Below are 22018 nucleotides of genomic sequence, written 5' to 3'. Positions count from 1 at the left end.
TATTACAAATTCAATTTCTTCCACATATAATATTTTATACCATTTTTGTCAAATAATCAATACCTTTTGACAAAATAAACCAAATTATTTTATAAGCCTGTCCAATTCTTTTAAAGATAAAGTTTTCCACTCGCCCGTCTTTAGTGTTCCAAGCATAAGTTTTCCTATACTTATTCTTTTTAAAGTTACAACTTTATATCCTATTTTTTCAAACATTTTTCTTACTTGTCTGTTTTTACCCTGTGATATGGTAATTAAAACCTCGTTTTTTTCCTCATTTATTAAACTGATTTCTTTTGCTTTCGCAATATAATCTTCTATTTTTACACCTTTTAATAAACATTCTAAGTCTTTGGAATTTACCTTTTTGTTAAGGGTTGCAACATAAGTTTTAGTTATCTCAAATTTAGGATGGGTAATTTTATATGTAAACTCTCCATCATTAGTTAATAAAAGAAGCCCTTCGGTATCGTAATCAAGCCTTCCCACAGGAAAGATGCGTTCTTTTATATCAATTAAATCAACAACAGTTTTTCTGCCCCTGTCATCAGTTACACTTGAGAGGTATCCTGTTGGTTTATTAAGCATTATATATACTTTATTTTCTTCTCTTGAAATAACTTTCGAATCAATTTCAACAATATCCGTTGTTTCATCAACGCTGCAACCTAAAGTTGCAACAATTCCGTTAACCTTCACTCTTCCCTGAGAAATCAATTCTTCCGCCTTTCTTCTTGAAGTTACTCCTGAATTACTTATATATTTTTGCAGTCTTATCATAATTTAAATATCCTTTTTATAAATTCTATAATTGAAAAACCTTTTTTCTTTTCTACATCTTCGGTTGTTAAAAGATTTGTTTTAAATATTTCTTTTCCGTTTTTATAAACTAAGGCTTCCCCTGCTTTTTGCATACTTATAACAGGTGCTTTTAATTTATCATATTTATACACTACATCGTAAGTTTCATCGTTTCCTTTTATTTTTACACCATAAAATTCTTCTTCGCATTTAACAGAAACCTTTTCTTTAGTTCCGCCTTTTATATTAACCTCGCCAACAACTTTTGTGTTATCAATTATTTTCTCTTTTTCGACAGATAAAAAACCTCTGTCAAGAAGTTTTTTATGATCACTCCAATCGTTAGGAGCATTAAGTGTTACAACAATAATTTTTATACCGTCTTTTTTTGCTGAGGTAACTAATGTACGTCCTGATTTTTTGGTAAATCCTGTTTTAACGCCAATACAATCAGGATATGTATGAAGCATTTTATTATGGTTTGACAAATATTTATTAAGTCCGTCATTACCTTTTATAACTTTACTTTTTGTTGCTACAATCTCAGAAAACTTTTCATTATTAAGACAATATGAGGTTATCAGAGCAAGGTCGTAAGCCGTTACATAATGTTCATCCGAATCGAGTCCGTTCGGATTTTCAAAGTTTGAATTTACGGCACCGATATCCTTTGCCTTATTGTTCATTATATTTGAAAATTTTTCTACGCTCCCGCCTATATGTTCCGCTATTGCGACCGCTGCATCATTTCCTGAATTTAACATAAGACCGTATACAAGATTTTCAAGTGTAACTTTATCGCCCTCTTTAAGATACATTGAAGATCCTTCCTGATATGCCGCATTTTTTGATACTGTAACCAAATCAGTAAGCCTAGCATTTTCAACAGCACAAATAGCGGTAAGAATTTTAGTTGTGCTCGCAGGTTTCATACGGACATTCATATTTTTAGAAAATATAACAGAGTTTGTAGATTGTTCCATTACAACATAAGATTTAGCCGAAATATCTGAAAACGCAAAACTTTCAGTACTGTAAAACAATGATAATATTAAAATGAAAAATACTTTTTTCAAAAAACCACCCACTCACATACATTCTTACTTTTATGTATATGAGTGGGTAAGATATTTTTATTCCACAACTATTTCATCGGAAAAATCACTTTGAAATTTTATAGAATCGTCTTTCTTTTCTTTATTTACTATCTCTTTAAATTTCGTTAAGATTTCAGGAATCATATCAACTATTTTATCTGCAGCAGTTGATGCCGAAGACATAGAAAGCATTCTTACATTAGTTCCGTTAACAACTAAGAAAGCAACAGGAGTTATAGTAACGCCTGCTCCGCTGCCGCCACCAAAATTTGATTTAAGCCCTTCCTCTTTTACAACAGGGCTTCCGAATTCCGTTCCGCCTGCACAAAAGCCAAAAGCAACTTTTGATACTGGAATTATAACAGTACCGTCAGGTGTTGTAACAGGATTACCTACGATAGTGTTAACATCTACCATTTCTTTGATATTTCCAAGTGCTGTACTCATTATTCCTTCAATTGGATGTTCAGCCATTGTTATGCACCTCCGTATTTTTATGTAAATTATATAAAGGACGGATCAGTTTGTTCCACATATTCTCCGTCTTCCATTCTTTTTTCAAGTTCATCAAATGTTACGTTATCTTTATTAGGATCAGTTTCCATTCCAACTTGCGACAAATCATCTTCAAGATTTGGCATTTCTTCCAAAGACTGAAGCCCAAAACATCTTAAAAACTCATCAGTTGTACCGTATAGAACAGGTCTTCCCGGAGCATTAAGCCTTCCTCTTTGCTCAATAAGTTCTCTTTCTAATAATTTTGTAAGAGAATGAGAAGAATCTACGCCTCTTACTTTTTCTATTGCCGCTTTGGTTATTGGTTGATTATAAGAAATAATGGATAAAACCTCCAAAGTTGCAGGAGAAAGAACCTGTTTCTGCTTATGAGTGACCATTCTTACAACCGCATCAAAATATTCTGAACGGGTAGTTAACTGATATGAATTTTCAAGTTTTATAAGTTTTATCCCACGCCGTTCATAGTTATATTCATCCATCATTTTCGGCATAAATTCTTCCAAATCGGATATAGGGATATTAAGTGCTTCCGACAGCCTGTCCATTGATACAGGATCACCTGCAACAAAAAGCAAGGCTTCGATAGCATTGTATAACTCTTTATCTTCAATTCCTAACATTTACTTATTCTTCCTTTAATGTTATATACATATTACCATTAGTTTTTTTAACTGCAATTTTACTTAATTTAATAAGTTCCAAAACTCCTAAAAATGTTACAATAATCTGTGGTCTTGTAGTACAGGTTTTAATAAACAGTTCATCAAATTCCGTCTTCTTATTTTCAAGTAAAAATTTCTTTATAATATCAATCCTGTCTTTCAAATTAACTTCTTCTCTTGCTACAATACCGATAAATGAAGTTTTAGGAGGCGGAAGTTTTCTTTCAATCCTGTCAATAACATCATGAAAAGCATTCACAAGATCAAGAACAGAAACATCCAGATCATCATTACTGTATCTTATTCCTTTTACCTTCTCGCGTGGCTTGACAAAAGAAAATCTGCCTATATCTTCCCTGCCTTTTAAAAATTCGGAAAGTTCTTTATATTTCTGATATTCCAAAAGTTTTTCAACAAGTTCGGTACGCGGATCTATAATCTCGCCATCTTCATTTTTCTCTACAGGAAGAAGCATTTTTGATTTAATATATAAAAGTTCAGACGCCATAACAAGAAATTCACTTGTTTCATCAAGGTTCATTTCTTTCATTTTGCTGACATATTTCATATATTGTTCAGATATTTCAACAATCGGAATATCATATATATTTACTTTATTTGCTTTTATAAGAAACAAAAGCAAGTCCAAAGGTCCCTCAAATTCGTGAGCCTTAAAAGTAATTTGTTCCATTTTATATAAAAACTCCTACTAAATTCTGAAGTAACGAAATAAGATTTGAAACTCCGGTATTCACCACTCTGTCAAGAACTCCTGCATAAACAAGTACGAGTGATATTATCATCATATACCTGTCATAAGACAAAACCTTAAAATATAATCTTTCAGGCAAAACTGCGAAAAATATCTTAGAACCATCAAGTGGCGGAATAGGTATAAGGTTAAATATAGCAAGCATTGCATTTACCGATATCATATACTGACAAAAAGTTGCAATATACGTAAAAATTTCAAATACGAGTTCGCTTTTAAATGATATTTTAAATAACAGATTTAAAATCACGGTAAAGATAAATGCCAATAAAACATTTGTAACTGGTCCTGCAAGAGCAGTATATACCATACCGTGCTTTTGATTTTTAAAATATCTTGAATCTACAGGCACACCTTTTGCCCACCCGAAGTGAAAAATCACAAAGAAAAGTATTGAAAACAAATCAAAGTGTTTCACAGGATTTAAGGTCAAACGCCCGCTTAATTTTGCAGTAGGATCTCCCATTTTATAAGCGACATAACCATGCGCAAATTCATGACAGGATATCGACAGGAAAAAAGCAACAAGTGATATAAGGAGTCCTATAATATAATCAAGACTTATCACGGATCTATCTCCAATGCTTCTTTAAGCCAGTATTCAGCAAGGTCTAATGCAACATAAAGACTTTCTCGTTCTGCTTTTTTAATTGGCTTAAATTTAAGATTACCACAATTCTGATTAAGTTTTATACTTAATTTATCAGGAACTACCGCTCCATTTTCCTCTTTTTCAGAAAGTACTTCAATAATAGAAATATACTTATCCGAAAAATCTCCGTAATATATCATATTACCACATCTTGAAAGCGGTTTCTCTTTATAAGTTATCATATTCTCAAGCAATTTAATTTTCCCCCTTTTCAAGGAAGTTGTTAAGTTTTTCAAGTAAAAGGTCACAATCCGCCCCGTGAACATCGCATGCTTCGGCAATTGTTTCGCCTGTGGCAGAAGGGCAACCCAAACAATGCATACCGATTTCTAAAAAGAAAGGCGCTAAGTCTGCATCTATTTTTAAAACATCTGCAATAATTGTATCTTTTGTTATTTTCATTTAAATCACTCCATTTATGTATTATATATTATTATACTACATATTGCACCCTAAATGCAAGATTTTTATTTTTTAATTATAAAAAAGAATAATGCCCTGACGGATTTACCGACAGGGCTATATTTCATATAAAATTATTCAGCACTTTTTTTACTGAAACATTCGCTACAGTAAACAGGTCTGTCATCTCTTGGAATAAATGGAACTTTTGCTTCCTGACCGCATTCAGCACATACAGCAGTATGAAGTTCTCTCTTTTCGCGGATGCTTGCTTTTCTTGACACTCTGCATTCTTTGCAACGAACTGGTTCGTTTTCGAATCCTTTCTCAGCATAGAATTCTTGTTCCCCTGCTGTAAATATGAATTCGTTTCCGCAATCTTTGCAGATAAGTGTTTTGTCTTCGTACATAGTTTTCTCTCCTTAAAAAATAGAAATATTATTAGTCCACCGTCCGGAATCGAACCGTCTTCTCCATTAAACACAGTAAAAATACCCGCGAAAAACAGCACTCTGCCAATGAGCTACAAGGACATATATTGATTTTTGATAATCTCCATCTTCTTTTTAATTCTCTGAATGGCATTATCAATAGATTTAACACTTTTTCCCGTAATTTCGGAAATTTCTTTATAACTTAAATGCTGATTATATAAAACAAGGATATTAAGTTCCAACTTACTTAATGTTTCATAAAGCATTTTATTAAGTTGAGTAAAGGTTTCATTATTTATGTAAACCTCTTCGGGATTAATCTCTTTTTTATCTTCAAAATATTCGATGAGTTCCCTGTCACTCTCATCATCAAACATTGACGCCTGCAAAGACACCGAAGAATTAAGAGGTATATGCTTTTTTCTCAAAGATAGTTTAAGCGCAGTTTTAATCTGCCTTTTTATACATACTGACGCAAAAGAAACAAAAGTAATGCCCTGGCTTTCGTCATAATCTCTTATTGCTTTAAAAAGCCCGATCATTCCTTCCTGCACAAGATCATCTTTATCAGCACCAACAAGATAATACTTATTTGAGAGACTTCTTATATATCCTCTGAAACTATCAAAAATAATCTCGAGACAATCATTATCTCCACTTTTGGCACCATTTATAATCTCTTCATCGTTTATATCGTATGCTTTCACTTAAACACCTACAAACAAATACTTAAAATACCCATACAATCATTATACACATTTGTTATGATATTGTCAAACATTTTTTCTATTTTTATTAAAAAATATTATAAATCTTATATTTTTTTGTTGAAAATATACAAAATTTAGAAAATTTCGCCATTTTCCGACAACAAATATTCCCTTGTAATTCTTACATTGTTTATGTATATATTATCAATATATTTTTCCATTGCTTTCAGTAAAAGCGATGGATTTAAGTTTTCACTGCTTCCTGCTTTTAAATGCAATATAAGTTCTATGCCATCTTTCACCTCATAACTTAAAAGAAGAGGTTTTATATCAACTTCTTTTATCCCTTTTTTAGTCTTTTTATCAACAAAAATTTCATCAAGGCGTAAAAAGTTAATTATATCATCTTTAGTCGCATTGGTATCTATTAAAACCGAATACACTGCCGAAGAAAGAGTATTAAACTTTAACTTTCCGTTATTTTCTTCCACACTTGTTATCTCAATACCTCTGGGTGCAACTTCCTGAAGGTTTAAAAGAACTTTATTAAGGTCATATTCGCCTTCTAAAGTTATATCAAGGCAATCTGACTTAGTTGCCATACCCACTGAAGAAGGTTGCAAAAATGACATTATAATATGTGGGTTATATCCTTGTGAGTACGCAGGTTTCAAATCGCTTCTCATTATCATTCGATTAAAAGTCCTTAGTAAATCAAGATGAGAAATATATTTCGCATCACTTATTTTATTAAATTTAACTCTTAACTCCATTGAACTGCTCCTTACATTTTGCTAACTTGGTTATACCACACCCCGCACAATTTTGCCTGCAATTAGGTGTTGTAGACGCCATTTTTGCTTTTTCATTTTCGCTTATCAAAAACTTTTTACTTACTCCCACATCTATAAAATCCCATGGCAGATTTTCTTCATATTCTCTTTCTCTGTGAGTATAGAATGTGTAATCTATATTATTTTCTATAAATGCTTCCATCCATTTATCGTACTTAAAATGTTCATTCCATCCATCAAGACGGCATCCCTTATCATACGCAGAAATAAGGACTTTGGAAAGTCTTCTGTCCCCTCTTGCAAATACACCTTCCAAAATGGACAAATCTGCATCATGCCAATTATAATTAATAATTTTGGATTTCATTTCATTTTTAAGTAAATTTTGTTTATCTCTTAACTCTTCTATTGTATCCTGCCTTGCCCACATAAACGGTGTAAAAGGTTTAGGAACAAATGAAGATGTACTCACCGTTATTCTTGCGCCTTTCGGTCTTAAAGGCTTGTCTATCTTATAATAAGTATTCTGAACTTTAAATGCTAAATCCTTAATACCTAAAACATCTTCCTTTGTTTCATAAGGAAGGCCAATCATAAAATAAAACTTAACGCTGTTCCATCCGTTTGTGAAAATAAGGTGCGATGTTTTTAAAACATCTTCTTCACAAACATTTTTGTTTATAACATCTCTCATTCTTTGAGTTCCCGCTTCAGGAGCAAAGGTTAAAGAGGTTTTTCTTACTTTCTGCACTTTGTTGGCAAGAGGTAAATTAAAATTATCAATTCGAAGTGATGGCAGACAAAAGTTTATCTTCCTGTCAATAGTATATTCCATTAGTTTATCGGTAAGTTCATTAAGACGTGTATAGTCACTGGTACTTAAAGAACATAATGACACTTCATCATAACCTGTTACCTCTAAAGATTTAACCGCAATATCAACAAGTTTATCAGGAGTTCTTTCTCTTACAGGACGGTATATAAACCCTGCCTGACAAAATCTGCATCCTCTTATGCATCCTCTGAATATTTCAAGCGTAACCCTGTCATGCACTATTTCAGTATAGGGTACAATAATTTTTTCAGGATGAGGCAAACTGTCAAAATCTTCTATAACTCTTTTCTCAATAGTATCAGGAACGCCGTCAGCGTGAGTTCTTCCTTTAATTGTTCCGTCTTCATTATAGGAAACATCATAGAATTTAGGAACATATACTCCTTTTAATTGTGCCACTTTAAATAAAAAATCATCTCTGTTACAAGAACCGCTTTTTTTATATTCCCTGTAAACATCCATAACTTCAGGAAGAACTTCTTCCCCTTCGCCTATCATAAAAAAGTCAATTATATCATAAAGAGGTTCCGGATTAACTGCACAAGGACCGCCTGCACATATAAACGGGCAAGTATAATCTCTTTCTTTTGATAAAAAAGGTATACCTGACATATCAAGCATTGCAAGTACATTAGTATAACTCATTTCATATTGCAAAGTAAAGCCTAACATATCAAACTCATTAAGAGCATCTTTTGATTCCAAGGCAAAAAGAGGAATATTATTTCTCTTTAATATTTCTTCCATATCTACCCATGGCATAAAACTTCTTTCGCACCAAACATCAGAAATTTCATTAAGAGTATGGTAAATACATCTTAATCCAAGATGCGACATTCCGATTTCATAAGTATCAGGAAAGCAGAATGCAAATCTTATATTCACATTTTCTTTATCTTTAATTATACTGTTATATTCTCCGCCCACGTATCGTGACGGCTTTTCAACTTTATCAAGGTATTTTTCAATATTAATCATTAAGTATTTCTCCTATTTTATTTGTTTTTAAAACAAAATTTATTAAAGGAATTCCCAGTACATATGTTACAAGCGCTTCCCCTATAGCTACATAAAGCATACACAAAAAAATATTTATATTTGTATAAGCAATAAAATGAAGATAACCACCTACAATTACACCGTTAAAAAGCACAGGAAACAAGGCAACAAGCCATTTATTTTTTCTTGTTAAATAAGAACATATACCTGCAAGAAAAGTCGCCAGAGTTCCGAATACAACATCAATAATTCCTGTACTTCCTACAAACGCCATACCTATGTAATTTGAAAGAAAACATCCGATTGTAAGTCCTAAGATTGATGATTTTGAAAATTTGGGTAAAACTGTCAAAACCTCCGAAACTCTTAACTGAATTACTCCGTAACTTACAGGTGCAAACGCCAATGTCAACACACAATATAACGCTGAAATAATTGCTGTTTTAGTAATCTTTTGTAATTTCATTTTTTTAACACTCCTAGTTTTGATTTAAGACAGGATGGATTTCGAACTGTCTATATATTTTATTTGAATTTTTCCTCTATTTCTTTTAATGCTCTTTTGGCAATTTCAAGATTTTTTTCCTGTTTACCTTTCACACGGTAACCAAGAGGATTTATAATACCAAAATTAACATTCATAGGCTGGAATTTTTCAACCGTTTCGTCAGATACATAAGCGGCTAATGCACCGATTGCCGTATCTTTAGAAAATTCGTTTATTTCCTCTTTGTTTAAAAGTTTTGAAAGATAAATTCCTACAGTAAGCCCGCTTGCTGCAGACTCAACATATCCTTCAACCCCTGTAATCTGACCTGCAAAATATATTTTATCATTATTTTTTAATCTGTAATGGTTATTAAGAACTTTAGGAGAATTTATAAAAGTGTTTCTATGCATAACTCCGTATCTTAAAAACTCTGCATTTGAAAGACCAGGTATCATAGAAAATACTCTTTTTTGTTCTCCGAATTTAAGATGAGTCTGAAAACCAACAATGTTATACATTGTCCCCTCTTTGTTATCCTGCCTCAACTGGACAACTGCATAAGCATCTTTATCCATACTCTCACTTCGAAGTCCGACAGGTTTTAATGGTCCGAACAAAAGAGTATTATATCCTCTTTTTGCCATTGTTTCAACAGGCATACACCCTTCAAAAACAACTTCATCTTCAAATTCTTTCATTTTAGCACATTCAGCATTTATAAGGGCATCATAAAAAGCATCATACTCTTCTTTTGTCATAGGGCAATTAATATAATCAGCATCACCCTTATTATATCTTGAGGCTTTGAATGCTTTTGTCATATCAATAGAGTCATAAGAAACAATAGGTGCAGCTGCATCATAGAAATACAAGTCGTCATCCCCTGTAAGTTTCTTAATATTTTCGAATAGTTTTTCGCTTGTTAAAGGCCCTGTTGCAATAACCGTATATTCATCATCAGAAATTTCAGTATATTCTTCGTTTATAACATTTATATTGGGATGATTTATTATTTTATCGGTGATGTATTTTGAAAACTTTTCTCTGTCAACCGCTAACGCTCCCCCAGCAGGAACTTGGTTTTCGTATGCACTTTCAATTACAAGAGAACCTAACATTCTCATTTCTTCTTTTAAAAGCCCGACTGCATTTGAAAGCACATTCCCTCTTAGCGAATTACTGCATACAAGTTCGGCAAAATTATCAGAAGAGTGAGCAGGAGATTTTTTCTCAGGCTTTTGCTCATATAAATTAACTTTTACATTATGCTCTGCAAGTCTGTATGCTACTTCGCATCCTGCAAGACCTGCCCCTATAACATTAACTGTTTTCATTCTTTTTTCCTTTTTACCTATTTCTTTTTTACTGTTCTTTTTTTAGGTGCATTTTCGCACTCTGAATTTGAGCAATATAATTTTGAACCTTTTCCATAATACTTTTTCACAAGAACATTTCCGCATTTTTCACATTTTTCATTGGTAGGTTCATCCCATGTCATAAATGAACAATCAGGATTGTTTTCGCAACCAAAGTATTTTTTTCCTTTTTTACTCTTTTTCTGGAGCACTTTACCCTGACACAACGGACATTTGATATCTTTAACTTCGGTTGTTATCGGTTTGGCATTTTTACATTCAGGAAATCCGGGACAAGCAAGAAATTTTCCGAACTTACCTGTTTTAATTACCATTTTTCTTCCACACTTTTCACAAATTTCATCAGTTTCTTCTTCTTTGACTTTAACCTTATCGATATCCTGTGCTTTAGTTAAAGATATTTCAAAGTCTTTATAGAATTCTTTTAAAATCTGTACCCAGTCATTATTTCCATGCTCTATACTGTCAAGACTGTCTTCCATACCTGCCGTAAACTTAACATCAACTATATCTTTAAAATTATCTTTCATAAGATTGGTTGTAACTTTTCCAAGTTCGGTAGGTACTAAGGACTTACCTTCTTTTACTATATATTCTCTTTGAAGAATGGTACTGATAGTAGGCGCATAGGTACTTGGTCTTCCAATGCCATATTCTTCCATTGTTTTAATTAAACTCGCTTCTGTGTATCTCGAAGGAGGATTGGTAAAATGTTGCTTATCATTAAGTTCTATAAGTTTAAGACTTTCACCCTCGTTAAGTTTTGGCAGTTTCTGATTTTCATCCTCGTCTTCACTGTCTGTACTTTCAATATATAGTTTCATAAATCCTTCAAAAAGCATTTGCAGACCCGTTGCTTTTAATGTAAAGTTTTCCGCCTTCACATCAACGGATGTGGCGTTAAATATTGCATTTACCATTTGAGATGCAACAAATCTTTCCCATATAAGTTTATAAAGTTTATACTGGTCGTTTGTCAAAGAGTCTTTAACAAGGTCAGGTGTAAGATATACATCTGACGGTCTTATTGCTTCGTGGGCATCCTGAATATTCCCTTTTCTCATTTTATATTCATTATACCCTTTTGGACAAAATTCGCTCCCGTAGTTAGAAAGTATGAAATTCTTTGCATTCTTTTTTGCCTCGTCAGATATTCTCAAACTGTCAGTTCTCATATATGTTATAAGACCAACCAAACCTCTTCCTTTAATATTTATACCTTCGTACAAATTCTGAGCAGTCTGCATTGTTCTTTTAGACGTGAAGTTAAGTTTTCTTGACGCTTCCTGTTGCAAGGTACTTGTTATAAAAGGAGGATAAGGTTTTCTTAATTTTTTTGTTTCCTTTATATTTTCTACATAATATTCTGCATTTTTTAAACTTTGCAATATTTCTCTTGCATCTTGTTCATTGTTTACAGTTATTTTCTTGCCGTCTTTTTTTTCAAGTTTTGCTGTAAATATATTTTTTTCAGTTGTTTCTAAATCTGCTTTAATCGTCCAGTATTCTTCAGGAATAAATTTCTCAATTTCTTCCTCCCTGTCACATATAATTCTGGTTGCAACAGACTGAACACGTCCTGCGCTAAGTCCTTTTCTTATTTTTTTCCACAAAAGAGGACTTAACTTATATCCCACAATTCTATCTAAAACCCGCCTTGCCTGTTGTGCATCAACAAGGTCTTTATCTATTATTCTTGGATTGCCAATCGCTTCGGTTACTGCATTTTTGGTTATCTCATTAAAGGTTACCCTGCACACTTCATCTTCTTTTATTCCTAAAATATTTGCAATATGCCAGGATATTGCTTCTCCTTCACGGTCAGGGTCAGTCGCAAGATAAACTTTATTACAAGTCTGGGCTTCTTTTTTCAGACTCTTTATAAGTTCACTTTTTCCTTTGATGGTTTGATATTTAGGGGTAAAATCCTTTTCTACATCCACCCCTAATGTTTTTTCAGGCAAATCTCTTAAATGCCCCATAGAAGCAAGGACACTATAATCTTTCCCCAAATATTTTTCAATTGTTTTAGCCTTCGCAGGAGATTCCACAATAACCAGATTTTTTGACAATTTTTACACCTCTTTATATATTTAGCATAAATTTATTACCTACAACTGATTTTACAACACCTTTTATTTCAAGCATTGTAAGTGTTGACAACACATAATTCATAGGAATATTTGATTTTTTTGAAATTTCATCAGCTGTTGTAGGCTGAACTTCAACTGAAAGTGCAACTTCTTTTTCTATAGGCACTAAATCAGCAAATTTATCAATAAAATCCTCTTTTAAGAAGTTTTTATTATACGAAGATTCGTTAAATGATTTTATTATATCTATACTTCCAAACATGCCTTTATATTCTTCTAAAATATCCTTTGCACTTGTTACAAGTATTGCACCATCTCTTAAAAGATTATTAGTACCGTCACCTTTTTTATTATCAGCCAGATTAGGAACGGCAAAAACATCTCTGCCCTGATTCAAAGCATTTCTTGCGGTAATTAAAGAACCACTTATCTCTTCTGCTTCCACAACAACAGTTCCTAAAGAAAGACCGCTTATTATTCTGTTTCTTACAGCATAATTTGATCGATATATTCTTGCACCGGGCGGATATTCCGATATAACACAACCATTATAGAGCATATACTCATAAAGTTTTTTATTTGTTTTAGGTGTAGGATCATCTATCCCTGAGCCCAACACTGCAACAGTAGGTTTATCAACACTCATTGCCCCAAGATGTGCCGAGGCATCAATACCAAATGCCATACCACTTATAACAAGAGCATTATTATATGCAAGTTCCCTTGCAATTTGCTTTGCCATTTTTATACCATAACCGGAAGGCTCTCTCGTACCAACAACGGATATACATAATAACTCATCGAAGAGAAATTTGTCTCCTCTGTGATAAAGAACTATCGGAAAATCAGGAATATTTCTAAGCCTTTCAGGATAATATTCATCAGAATAACAAATTATATTATAATTGTTATTCTCACATTTTTCAATAATTTTTTTAGTTTCTTCCAAATCTTTATCTAAAAGTTTAAGAATCGACACTTTATTAAGATATGGTAAAACCAAAAGATGCTCCTCATTCATATTATATATAATTTCAGGGTCAGGAACTTCTTTTATCAGTTGTCTTATACACAAATTATTCGGACTTACTCTTTGTGATAACCATACCCAATATATAAGTTTATCCATTTTTAACACCTTTTTTTCTAAGCAAAATGTAAAGTACTGTGCCAAATACAACTGACAGAGCACCTATTATTTGAGAAATCCTGAAGCCTAAAAAATATAAACTGTCAGTTCTTAACCCTTCTATTAACATTCTCCCAAAACCATACCATATTATATATAAAAAGAAAATCTGACCGTCAAATTTTTTCCTTTTTATTAAATAATTAAAGATAATAACTCCCGCTAAATTCCACAAACTCTCATACAAAAAAGTAGGATGGACAGGAAGCGTCGGGTCAACATTTATTCCTTTGTTTTTAAGCATTTCAAGATATGCACAAATTTTTTCGCTGGTCATACCCCATAAAAGAGAAGTATTTCCGCCAAATGCCTCCTGATTAAAAAAATTTCCCCATCTTCCGACAGCCTGACCAATAAGAAGACCTATTGCTCCGATATCAAAAACTTTAAGTGTGTTGATTTTGTTTTTTTTCGTATATATATAAACCGCAAGAACGGCAAATATTATTGCTCCGTATATAGCAAGTCCACCATCTCTTATGGCAAAAATCTCACCTAAATTCTTACTGTAGTATTCCCATTTGAAAATAACATAATAAAGCCGTCCTCCAATAACACCGGAAGGAATTCCCCAAAGTAGAATATCTATAAATAATTCGTTATCCATTCCCTGCCTTTTTGCCTCTTTGCTACAGTAAATAAAAGCCAGTAAAATTCCGCATGCAATAATAATCGCATACCAATATATATCTATATTAAACAACGAAAAAGCAATTCTTCTTATTTTAAATTCAAGATTAAGTGCAGGAAATTTAACTATATTTTCCATATTAACTCCTTATTTTAAATATTTACAACTTCTTAGTATCATAATTGACAATAATGATAATCGTTAAACTTAAAAATGTATCTGCTGTTGAATTACTTAAATAACATTTATTTATATATCACCCAAATCAGGTTTATCAACAAATAAAATTTCCGGTTCTCCTTTTATGCCATCTGATTCAAATAAAACAATTTCATTTTCACCCTGTTTCAACAATGAAGCAGGAACATACAATGTTTTCTGAGGGCCTATATCCCAGTACCTTCCCAGATTAAAACCATTTATCAATACAAAGCCTTTAGTAAAATTTTCCGTATTTAAGAATGTATCACAAGGATTATCAACTTCAAATGTTCCCCTGTAAAATGCAGATTCTTCTTCAGGGGTTTTGGAAGAATACAAAACTTCATCTGTATTTTCCATAGGCAACGGATACACATCCCAGTTAAAATGAATTTTATCATTTAACATACATCTACCGGCTATACCTTTCTTACGACTCATTTTTGGTCCAAAATTTGTTCTTCCCATATTTTCGCATAGAACTGTAAGCACATCGCCTTTTTTGGCTGTAATCTCAATTTTCAATTCTTCATCGTTTATATAAACAATTCCAGTAAGTTTTTTATTTATGTAAATCTGTGCTCTGTCGCCAAGACTTTCAAACTCCAATTTTGCACTGTTATAATCACGATTTAACTTTGTGCGATAGACGATATATCCATATCCCTGTCCGTAACTTTCCATACATTTGGGAACTTCTGAATGTATTGGCGTAGAAAGTCTTTCAAGATTATCAAAGATACCTGCTTTTTCTGTAAGTTTTACTCTTCCGTATGCTTTTTTTGGTCTGTTTGGAGGAACTTCTGCAAGATTTCCATCGACATATTTTTTTATTACATCACGAACTGCATAATATTTTTTGGTAACATCTCCGCATTCAGACAATAGTGCATCATAATCATAGCTGGTTACGTCAGGAGCAAACTTTTCACAATGATTGGCACCACTTGTAAAACCAAAATTCGTTCCACCTATGAACATATACATATTTAAGCTTCCTTTTTTAAGCATGGCATCAACAGTTTCTGCATAGTCTTTGTAAGATGTGCAATGGTGCTTTTCATCTCCCCATGCATCAAACCAACCACACCACATTTCCATACACATTTTAGGTGCATCAGGAAAAAGTTCATCATGTGCTTTAAAGTTTTCTTCAACACGACTTCCAAAATTAAGCGTAGTAAAGCAACCTTCTATCATACCGTCTAAAAGATTTTCTTTTGAAACTCCATCTGAAGTAAAAAGCGGAACATCTATTCCCTGTTCTCGATAAAAATTATACAAATATTTAAGATATTCCTTATCGTCTCCATAGTAACCATATTCATTTTCACACTGCATCATTATAACAGGTCCGCCATTTGTACAAAGATATGGTCTTATCTCATAAAACAGACGCTTAAGATAATTGCTAAAGCACTTTATATAATGCGGATTGGAACAACGTATTTCCATTTCTTCGTTTGTCTGTATCCACCAGGGCAATCCTCCGAATTCCCATTCTGCACAGATATACGGTCCTGGGCGTACGATAACCATAAGACCTTCTTCCCCTGCTTTTTTGATAAAATCTGATATGTTGAGGTTGCCTGAAAAATCAAATTCCCCCTGCTTTTTTTCATGCATATTCCATACGCAGTATGTTTCAACACAATTACAACCTAACGCTTTCATTTTTTTGAAAATATCGCCCCAGGTGTCAGGCATATTACGGAAATAATGAACGGCACCTGATATTATTTTTATAGGATTTCCATCCCTGTAAAACTGATTACCTTTAACTTCAAAAATCATATTTTTTCTCCTTTTTACGAATCAGCATTGACACTATATTCATCATCAATAAAAAGATAGTTCAAATTGTGCTTTATTGCAAGTTTCAAAACATCAGAATTTTCTTTAAGAGCATTTTCCATTTCATACTCGTAATCAAGACGCTTTTCAATCACGTTTGCATATTTTTTTATATCATCAAAATGGTTTTTTATATAATTTTCACTCATAACAAGACAATAAAATTTAATATTTTCAAGATAACTATTTTCAAAATCTTTTTCCCAATCAAAAGGAATGTAGCATCCCTCAACAATCAAATTCTGATTGTTTTCAATTACAGTTTTTACTATCTCCTTAACAATGGGCCATAAATACCCGGTAAGTTTTGTATCATCGCTCATTGCAGTAAGTTCAGTGTTGCCACTGCGAATCAGTCCCATTTTCAAATGATCTATTGAAAGATAAGGATATTTATATTTTTCAAGTAGTTTTTGTGCCAGAACTGTTTTACCGGTATGCGATGCACCTGTAATTAATATTACCATTTTGCCACCTCATCCGAGTTGCTTTGCAACCCTCCTTCCCCTCAAGGGGAAGTTTTTTTGATTTCGATTTTTTAATTGTCTTACCAGTTTAACGGTTCGTCGGAAATCGTCGAACCCTACGGCAAAACCCGATATGATATAAATCTCGTCGCCTCAGCGACATATCGAGTTGCTTGCAACATATCGAATCATTTATGATATATCGAAAATCTCGCAAGAGATTTATATCGCTGCGGTGCAACGCACCGCATATAAAGACTGTATAACCTTGATGCCAGTATTTTTTAGCGACAGTTGGTGTCAAATTAAAAAAATATTTTTACCCATATATATTACCATCTTTGTACTTGTCAATAAGCTGTACGTTATTTTTATTTGTATTTGAAAGCAACCAGCGAAAAACTTCATGACTATTATAGGTATCACTCCATGCATCATGTCCATTTTCAGGATAAATGGTGAGTTTAGCTTTTCCACCACATTCGTTTACGGCATCAATCAGCTTTATTGATTCTTCTTTAAAAACAGTAGTATCTTTTGCTCCGTGAAACGCCCAAACCGGTACATTTACAAGTCTGGAGGCATTCCAATACATTCCACCGCCACAAATAGGAACAATTGCTGCAAATAATTCCGGTAAGCTCATAGCAAGTTGCCATGTTCCGTATCCTCCCATACTCGCTCCCATAAGATAAATTTTATTTTTGTCAGTAAAATTTTCATCATATATTTTAAAAACAAATCTTTTTAGTTGCTCAAACATATCAAACCATGTATTCTGTGAACATTGGGGAGCAACTGTGATAAACGGAAATTCCACGTGCTTATTAATAATATTAAAATAGGGATTGTTTTTCAAAATATTAATATCATTTCCTCTGCTACCTGCTCCATGAAGAAATATAATTACAGGAAACCTATCCCCATTCTTATAACCATCCGGGAATCTAATTATATACTTTAAATTGTCCGATTGTTCAATTTTAATATTCATATATATCCTCTCTTTCGACAATCTTTATATATAGACTGTATAATCTGGATGCCAGTCTGTTATGTCAATATGCAAACTAAAGTTTACTCGATATTTTTGTTATCACAAAATCGATATGTTTTGCGGTTCGTCAAGGACGCCGAACCTTACACTCCTATTCACATAAGTCCCATAAAGAAAATAACAACGAGTGCTGTCAAGGTTACTAATGTATCAATAGTTATACCATAGAACATTGGAGAAAGTCCCGCTTTTTTAAAGTCGGTAATACTGGTTCCAAGTCCGATAGCAGAAAGTGCTGTTACCATCAGGAATTTACTTACATTCTTCATAACACCTGATAATTCTTCCGGAATAAATCCAATACTGTTTAAAATTGCAAGAAGTAAAAATCCTCCGATAAACCATGGAATAATCTTTATGATATTTACCTTTTTGTCACTATTTTTACTTTTCAACTCTTTTTGTTTTATACGTGTACCAATATATGCAAATACCAAAACAGTAGGAATAATCGCAATAGTACGTGTAAGTTTAACCATTGTTGCAAAGTCACCTGCAAGTTCGGAAAATGCATAACCTGAAGCAACTACACTTGCTGTATCATTTACAGAAGTTCCTGCCCAGATACCATAAGCTATATCAGACATTCCAAGAAGTTTACCCATAATCGGATACAGTGCAACCATAACCATATCAAATATAAAAGTAGATGACAAAGCAAAAGCTATATCTTTATCATCAGCATCAATAACAGGTGCAATTGCTGCAATAGCAGAGCCACCGCAAATTCCTGTTCCTGCAGAAATCAAATTACTAAGTTTCCAGTTAAGTCCAAATAATTTACGTACAAAATATCCTCCGCCAAAACACATAGCAAAAGTAAAAAGCATTACGAAAAAAGTCATTTTTCCGACAGACATAATGGTACTTACTGAAAGTGATGCGCCAAGCAAAATAATTGATAATTTCAAAACCTTTTTGGATGTAAATTTAAGAGCAGGTTTTATCCAATCAGGATGAAAAAAACTATTAATTATTGTTCCCAAAAACAATGCAATAATAGAGGCACCAAGAATATCACCCGGAATCAGTTTTTCAATCATAATAGCCAGAACTGATACACCTACACAAATTACAACACCTAATATAAACATATATCCGTTTTTAGATTTATTACTCATATGTATATAACCTCCCAAAATATCTTAAACCCTTTTCTATATTTCTTTTACACATTAAATAATTCAATATTGCAATTTCCATTTTTTACTATTAAACAATGAACACAAACATTATACCAAGCGTCTTACTATATGTCAACATAATTAAAATAAGTGTCAAATCTTATGACACTTATTAAATGATATTTATTTCGGACTTACAATTGACGTAACAAACATATCATCAACAAACAGTTCATTAAATCTTTCCTGAGCGTCTTCATAAGTTATTTCATCATAAACATCAAGGAAATCAAAAAGTTCAATTCCCAAGAAGTAATTTGCGCTATATGAATTTCCTATGGATTCTATATTATTAAATGATTTAATATACTTTCCATACATATTTTTCTTTATTCTTAAAAACGCGTCTTTACAAAGTCCCTCTTTTTTTATTCTCTCAGTTTCTTTTAATATATATTCTTTTACTTTTTTCGGATCTTCTGATTCACCTGAAAACTGAACAAAAGCATAATCTCTATTCATTGTTATATCATCATAAAATGTATCATTAATAAGCCCTTTATCATACAGTTCTTTGTAAAGAGGAGAACTTTCCCCTATAAACATTTTTACTATTATGGATGTAAGAAGATTTTTCTTTGCAAGTTCCTTTCCAAGTACAATCTCGCTGTTATCTTTATACCCCATTGAGAAAATAGGCATAGAAACCTCTAATTTATCCTCAATTTCATTCTGGCAAACGTTATGAGGCTCTTTATATTCTTTAATAATAGCATTAAAGCCTTTTTCCTTTACAGGAACATTTTTGTCCAAAATTTCAGGAAGTCTTTCAATATCTATATCCCCTGTTACAAAAAGCACCATATTTTCAGGATGATAAAAAATATTATAGCAATAATAAAGTAAATCTTTATCAATTTCTGCTATGCTTTCAACTGTGCCTGCAATATCACGTCTTATAGGATGTATATTATACATCGCTTTCAACATATTAAACATAACACGCCAGTCAGCATCATCATCATACATTCTTATTTCCTGACCTATAATCCCCTGCTCTTTTTCAACATTTTCCTTTGTAAAATAAGGGGAGAATACATAATTTAAAAGATGCTCTAAATTTTCATAAAAAAAGTCTGTTGACTGAAAAAGATATGCTGTATTATTAAAAGATGTAAACGCATTTGCATTTGCACCATATAAAGAAAACTTATCAAAAGCATTTGTTCCGTCCGGTTGCTCAAACATTTTATGTTCTAAAAAATGAGCAATGCCATCAGGAACTTCTTTAAATTCATTTTTTTCATCATCTTTAAAGCACACATCTACCGATCCGTACTTTGTTGAAATAACTGCATAATATTTATCAAAACCTTTTTTAGGAAGAACTGCAACATTAAGCCCTGACTTATGAACGCCTTTATATAATGTTTCTTTTAAAAATGAGTTTTCTATTTTTTCAAATTTCATTTTTTGCCTCCCGTAACATTAGAACCTGTCAGATAATATACTGTATCAAGTTTAACTTTTGATGCTACTTTTACTATATCTGAAACCGTAACTTTTTCTATACCTTTTATATATTCAGAAATTTCCGTTATTTCGCCTTTAATCAGTCCGTTTAAAATATAATTTTCCATTGAAAACAAACTGTCATTTAAAGATTTAAGTGAATTTATTACTGATTTTTTGGAAGCATCAAGTTGTGCAGGCGAAATATTACCGTCTTTAACATCTTCAAGTTGAAGTAAAATTTCATCATAAGCCTTTTTAAAGTTTTTAAATTCAACGCCTGAGTTTACTTTCATTATACCTTTAAAATTATCAATTCTTGAATAAGCATAATAACAAAGGCTTAATTTTTCTCTTACATTATTAAATAGTTTTGAATGAGCACCGCTTCCGTAAACACTGTTAAAAACTGTAAGTGCATACCTGTCACATTCGCCAATTGTAAATCCCATACTGATTTTCCCCTGAGCAACATCAAACGATTCTTCAATCTCTTTTATATCTTTAGATTCTTTTTTAATGTCGCATGAAGGATAGGAAACATTACCATCTTCAAATTGAATATTGTAAATTTTACCGTCTATACTGTCAAAATCAATATTGCCCATTACAAATATATCAATTCTTGAATTTTTTATCACATCAAGATAATGCTTATAAAGTCCCTTTTCATCTATTTTATTTATTCTGTCAATCTCTCCGTATTCAAATACTGCATAGTTATCGCCTTTACACATTTCTTCGGTACATCTTAATGACGCATATTCTTTTTTATCGTTAATAAGGCTTTCGATATAATTTATAAGATTAATTTTTTCCCTTTCGGTGTTGTCTTTTGAAAATCCTCCGTTTTCTGTAAGAGGATTAAATAAAACATCAAAAATAAAATCAAAGACTTTATCGATATATCCCTCTTCTTTAACATATTTATGAGAAACAAACTCAAAGTTAAAACCTATAATATGATCTTCGCCTTTTTTTCTGATACTGCAATCAAACATTCCGCCGTATAATTCTTCAAGGGCATTTGAGATTTCAGTCATATCTTTATATTTTCCTGAACCTGTTTTCATAACATAAGGAAGCAGCGCATTTAAAGAGGCAGTTTCTTTAGATAACGTATTGTGAAAATAAAAACTGACAGTAAATGTTTTAAATTTATCGTTTTTTACTTTTATATAATTAACTCGATTGTTTATTTTTTCGATTTTCATTTATTTTTCTCCTTGTATTATATAATTATAGTTTAAATATCCGTTTTTACGGATATATGCTATACTGTTTTAGATACTGTGGATTAGTTCAATTCTCCTACCACATGATGGTTTTTTTAAGGCTCTAACCACA

Annotated in this window: 23 protein-coding genes; all 23 read right to left on the bottom strand. The window is 32.3% G+C overall.

The window, feature by feature from the left end; all coding sequences use genetic code 11:
* Positions 1-84: 84 nt before the first annotated feature.
* Complete coding sequence (locus E7419_01450) at positions 85-780, bottom strand: rRNA pseudouridine synthase (protein ID MBE7013855.1); 696 nt, start codon at positions 778-780, stop codon at positions 85-87.
* Positions 777-1877, bottom strand: a complete 1101-nt coding sequence (locus E7419_01445) for a D-alanyl-D-alanine carboxypeptidase (protein ID MBE7013854.1) — start codon at positions 1875-1877, stop codon at positions 777-779. The genes E7419_01450 and E7419_01445 overlap by 4 nt, the downstream gene beginning before the upstream one ends.
* A gap of 57 nt (positions 1878-1934) precedes the next feature.
* Positions 1935-2372 carry a sporulation protein YtfJ gene (ytfJ, locus tag E7419_01440; GenBank protein ID MBE7013853.1) on the bottom strand — a complete coding sequence of 146 codons (438 nt, stop codon included), beginning with the start codon at positions 2370-2372 and terminating at the stop codon, positions 1935-1937.
* Between the two features lie 29 nt (positions 2373-2401).
* Positions 2402-3037, bottom strand: coding sequence for an SMC-Scp complex subunit ScpB (gene scpB / locus E7419_01435; GenBank protein ID MBE7013852.1), 636 nt, complete (start codon positions 3035-3037; stop codon positions 2402-2404).
* Between the two features lie 4 nt (positions 3038-3041).
* A complete protein-coding gene (locus E7419_01430; GenBank protein MBE7013851.1) occupies positions 3042-3770 on the bottom strand; it encodes a segregation/condensation protein A in 729 nt (242 codons plus the stop codon).
* A 1-nt stretch (position 3771) separates the two neighbouring features.
* The gene (locus E7419_01425; protein MBE7013850.1) at positions 3772-4419 is read right to left on the bottom strand and encodes a site-2 protease family protein; all 648 of its coding nucleotides are present in this window, start codon (positions 4417-4419) and stop codon (positions 3772-3774) included.
* Complete coding sequence (locus E7419_01420) at positions 4416-4697, bottom strand: hypothetical protein (protein ID MBE7013849.1); 282 nt, start codon at positions 4695-4697, stop codon at positions 4416-4418. Before E7419_01420 ends, E7419_01425 begins: the two co-directional genes overlap by 4 nt.
* Before the next feature lies 1 nt (position 4698).
* Positions 4699-4905, bottom strand: a complete 207-nt coding sequence (locus E7419_01415; protein ID MBE7013848.1) for a DUF1858 domain-containing protein — start codon at positions 4903-4905, stop codon at positions 4699-4701.
* 134 nt (positions 4906-5039) lie between these two features.
* A complete protein-coding gene (locus E7419_01410) occupies positions 5040-5315 on the bottom strand; it encodes a zinc-binding protein (GenBank protein ID MBE7013847.1) in 276 nt (91 codons plus the stop codon).
* A gap of 113 nt (positions 5316-5428) precedes the next feature.
* Positions 5429-6046 carry an RNA polymerase sporulation sigma factor SigH gene (sigH, locus tag E7419_01405; protein ID MBE7013846.1) on the bottom strand — a complete coding sequence of 206 codons (618 nt, stop codon included), beginning with the start codon at positions 6044-6046 and terminating at the stop codon, positions 5429-5431.
* Positions 6047-6183: 137 nt separating this feature from the next.
* Complete coding sequence (locus E7419_01400) at positions 6184-6822, bottom strand: DUF2344 domain-containing protein (GenBank protein ID MBE7013845.1); 639 nt, start codon at positions 6820-6822, stop codon at positions 6184-6186.
* On the bottom strand, positions 6806-8656 hold the full coding sequence (locus E7419_01395; protein ID MBE7013844.1) for a TIGR03960 family B12-binding radical SAM protein: 1851 nt from the start codon (positions 8654-8656) through the stop codon (positions 6806-6808). Before E7419_01395 ends, E7419_01400 begins: the two co-directional genes overlap by 17 nt.
* On the bottom strand, positions 8649-9143 hold the full coding sequence (locus tag E7419_01390) for a QueT transporter family protein (protein MBE7013843.1): 495 nt from the start codon (positions 9141-9143) through the stop codon (positions 8649-8651). The genes E7419_01395 and E7419_01390 overlap by 8 nt, the downstream gene beginning before the upstream one ends.
* 59 nt (positions 9144-9202) lie before the next feature.
* A complete protein-coding gene (locus E7419_01385) occupies positions 9203-10501 on the bottom strand; it encodes a methylenetetrahydrofolate--tRNA-(uracil(54)-C(5))-methyltransferase (FADH(2)-oxidizing) TrmFO (protein ID MBE7013842.1) in 1299 nt (432 codons plus the stop codon).
* A 17-nt stretch (positions 10502-10518) separates the two neighbouring features.
* Positions 10519-12615 carry a type I DNA topoisomerase gene (gene topA, locus E7419_01380; protein ID MBE7013841.1) on the bottom strand — a complete coding sequence of 699 codons (2097 nt, stop codon included), beginning with the start codon at positions 12613-12615 and terminating at the stop codon, positions 10519-10521.
* 13 nt (positions 12616-12628) lie between these two features.
* A complete protein-coding gene (dprA, locus tag E7419_01375) occupies positions 12629-13765 on the bottom strand; it encodes a DNA-protecting protein DprA (protein ID MBE7013840.1) in 1137 nt (378 codons plus the stop codon).
* Positions 13758-14594: a prolipoprotein diacylglyceryl transferase gene (locus E7419_01370; protein ID MBE7013839.1), complete on the bottom strand. Its 837-nt coding sequence runs from the start codon at positions 14592-14594 to the stop codon at positions 13758-13760. Before E7419_01370 ends, dprA begins: the two co-directional genes overlap by 8 nt.
* Positions 14595-14705: 111 nt before the next feature.
* Positions 14706-16451 carry a beta-galactosidase gene (locus E7419_01365; protein ID MBE7013838.1) on the bottom strand — a complete coding sequence of 582 codons (1746 nt, stop codon included), beginning with the start codon at positions 16449-16451 and terminating at the stop codon, positions 14706-14708.
* A gap of 14 nt (positions 16452-16465) precedes the next feature.
* Positions 16466-16978: an adenylate kinase gene (locus E7419_01360; GenBank protein ID MBE7013837.1), complete on the bottom strand. Its 513-nt coding sequence runs from the start codon at positions 16976-16978 to the stop codon at positions 16466-16468.
* Positions 16979-17297: 319 nt separating this feature from the next.
* Positions 17298-17972, bottom strand: a complete 675-nt coding sequence (locus E7419_01355) for a phospholipase (protein MBE7013836.1) — start codon at positions 17970-17972, stop codon at positions 17298-17300.
* Between the two features lie 158 nt (positions 17973-18130).
* Positions 18131-19129 carry a putative sulfate exporter family transporter gene (locus E7419_01350; GenBank protein MBE7013835.1) on the bottom strand — a complete coding sequence of 333 codons (999 nt, stop codon included), beginning with the start codon at positions 19127-19129 and terminating at the stop codon, positions 18131-18133.
* Positions 19130-19342: 213 nt separating this feature from the next.
* Positions 19343-20629, bottom strand: coding sequence for an insulinase family protein (locus E7419_01345; protein ID MBE7013834.1), 1287 nt, complete (start codon positions 20627-20629; stop codon positions 19343-19345).
* Positions 20626-21885 carry an insulinase family protein gene (locus E7419_01340; protein ID MBE7013833.1) on the bottom strand — a complete coding sequence of 420 codons (1260 nt, stop codon included), beginning with the start codon at positions 21883-21885 and terminating at the stop codon, positions 20626-20628. Before E7419_01340 ends, E7419_01345 begins: the two co-directional genes overlap by 4 nt.
* Positions 21886-22018: the final 133 nt, after the last annotated feature.

This window comes from Oscillospiraceae bacterium, assembly GCA_015068525.1.
Taxonomy (GTDB): domain Bacteria; phylum Bacillota; class Clostridia; order UMGS1840; family HGM11507; genus SIG450.
Note: the sequence above shows the minus strand (reverse complement) of the source record. Positions and strands in the feature narration are given on the sequence as shown.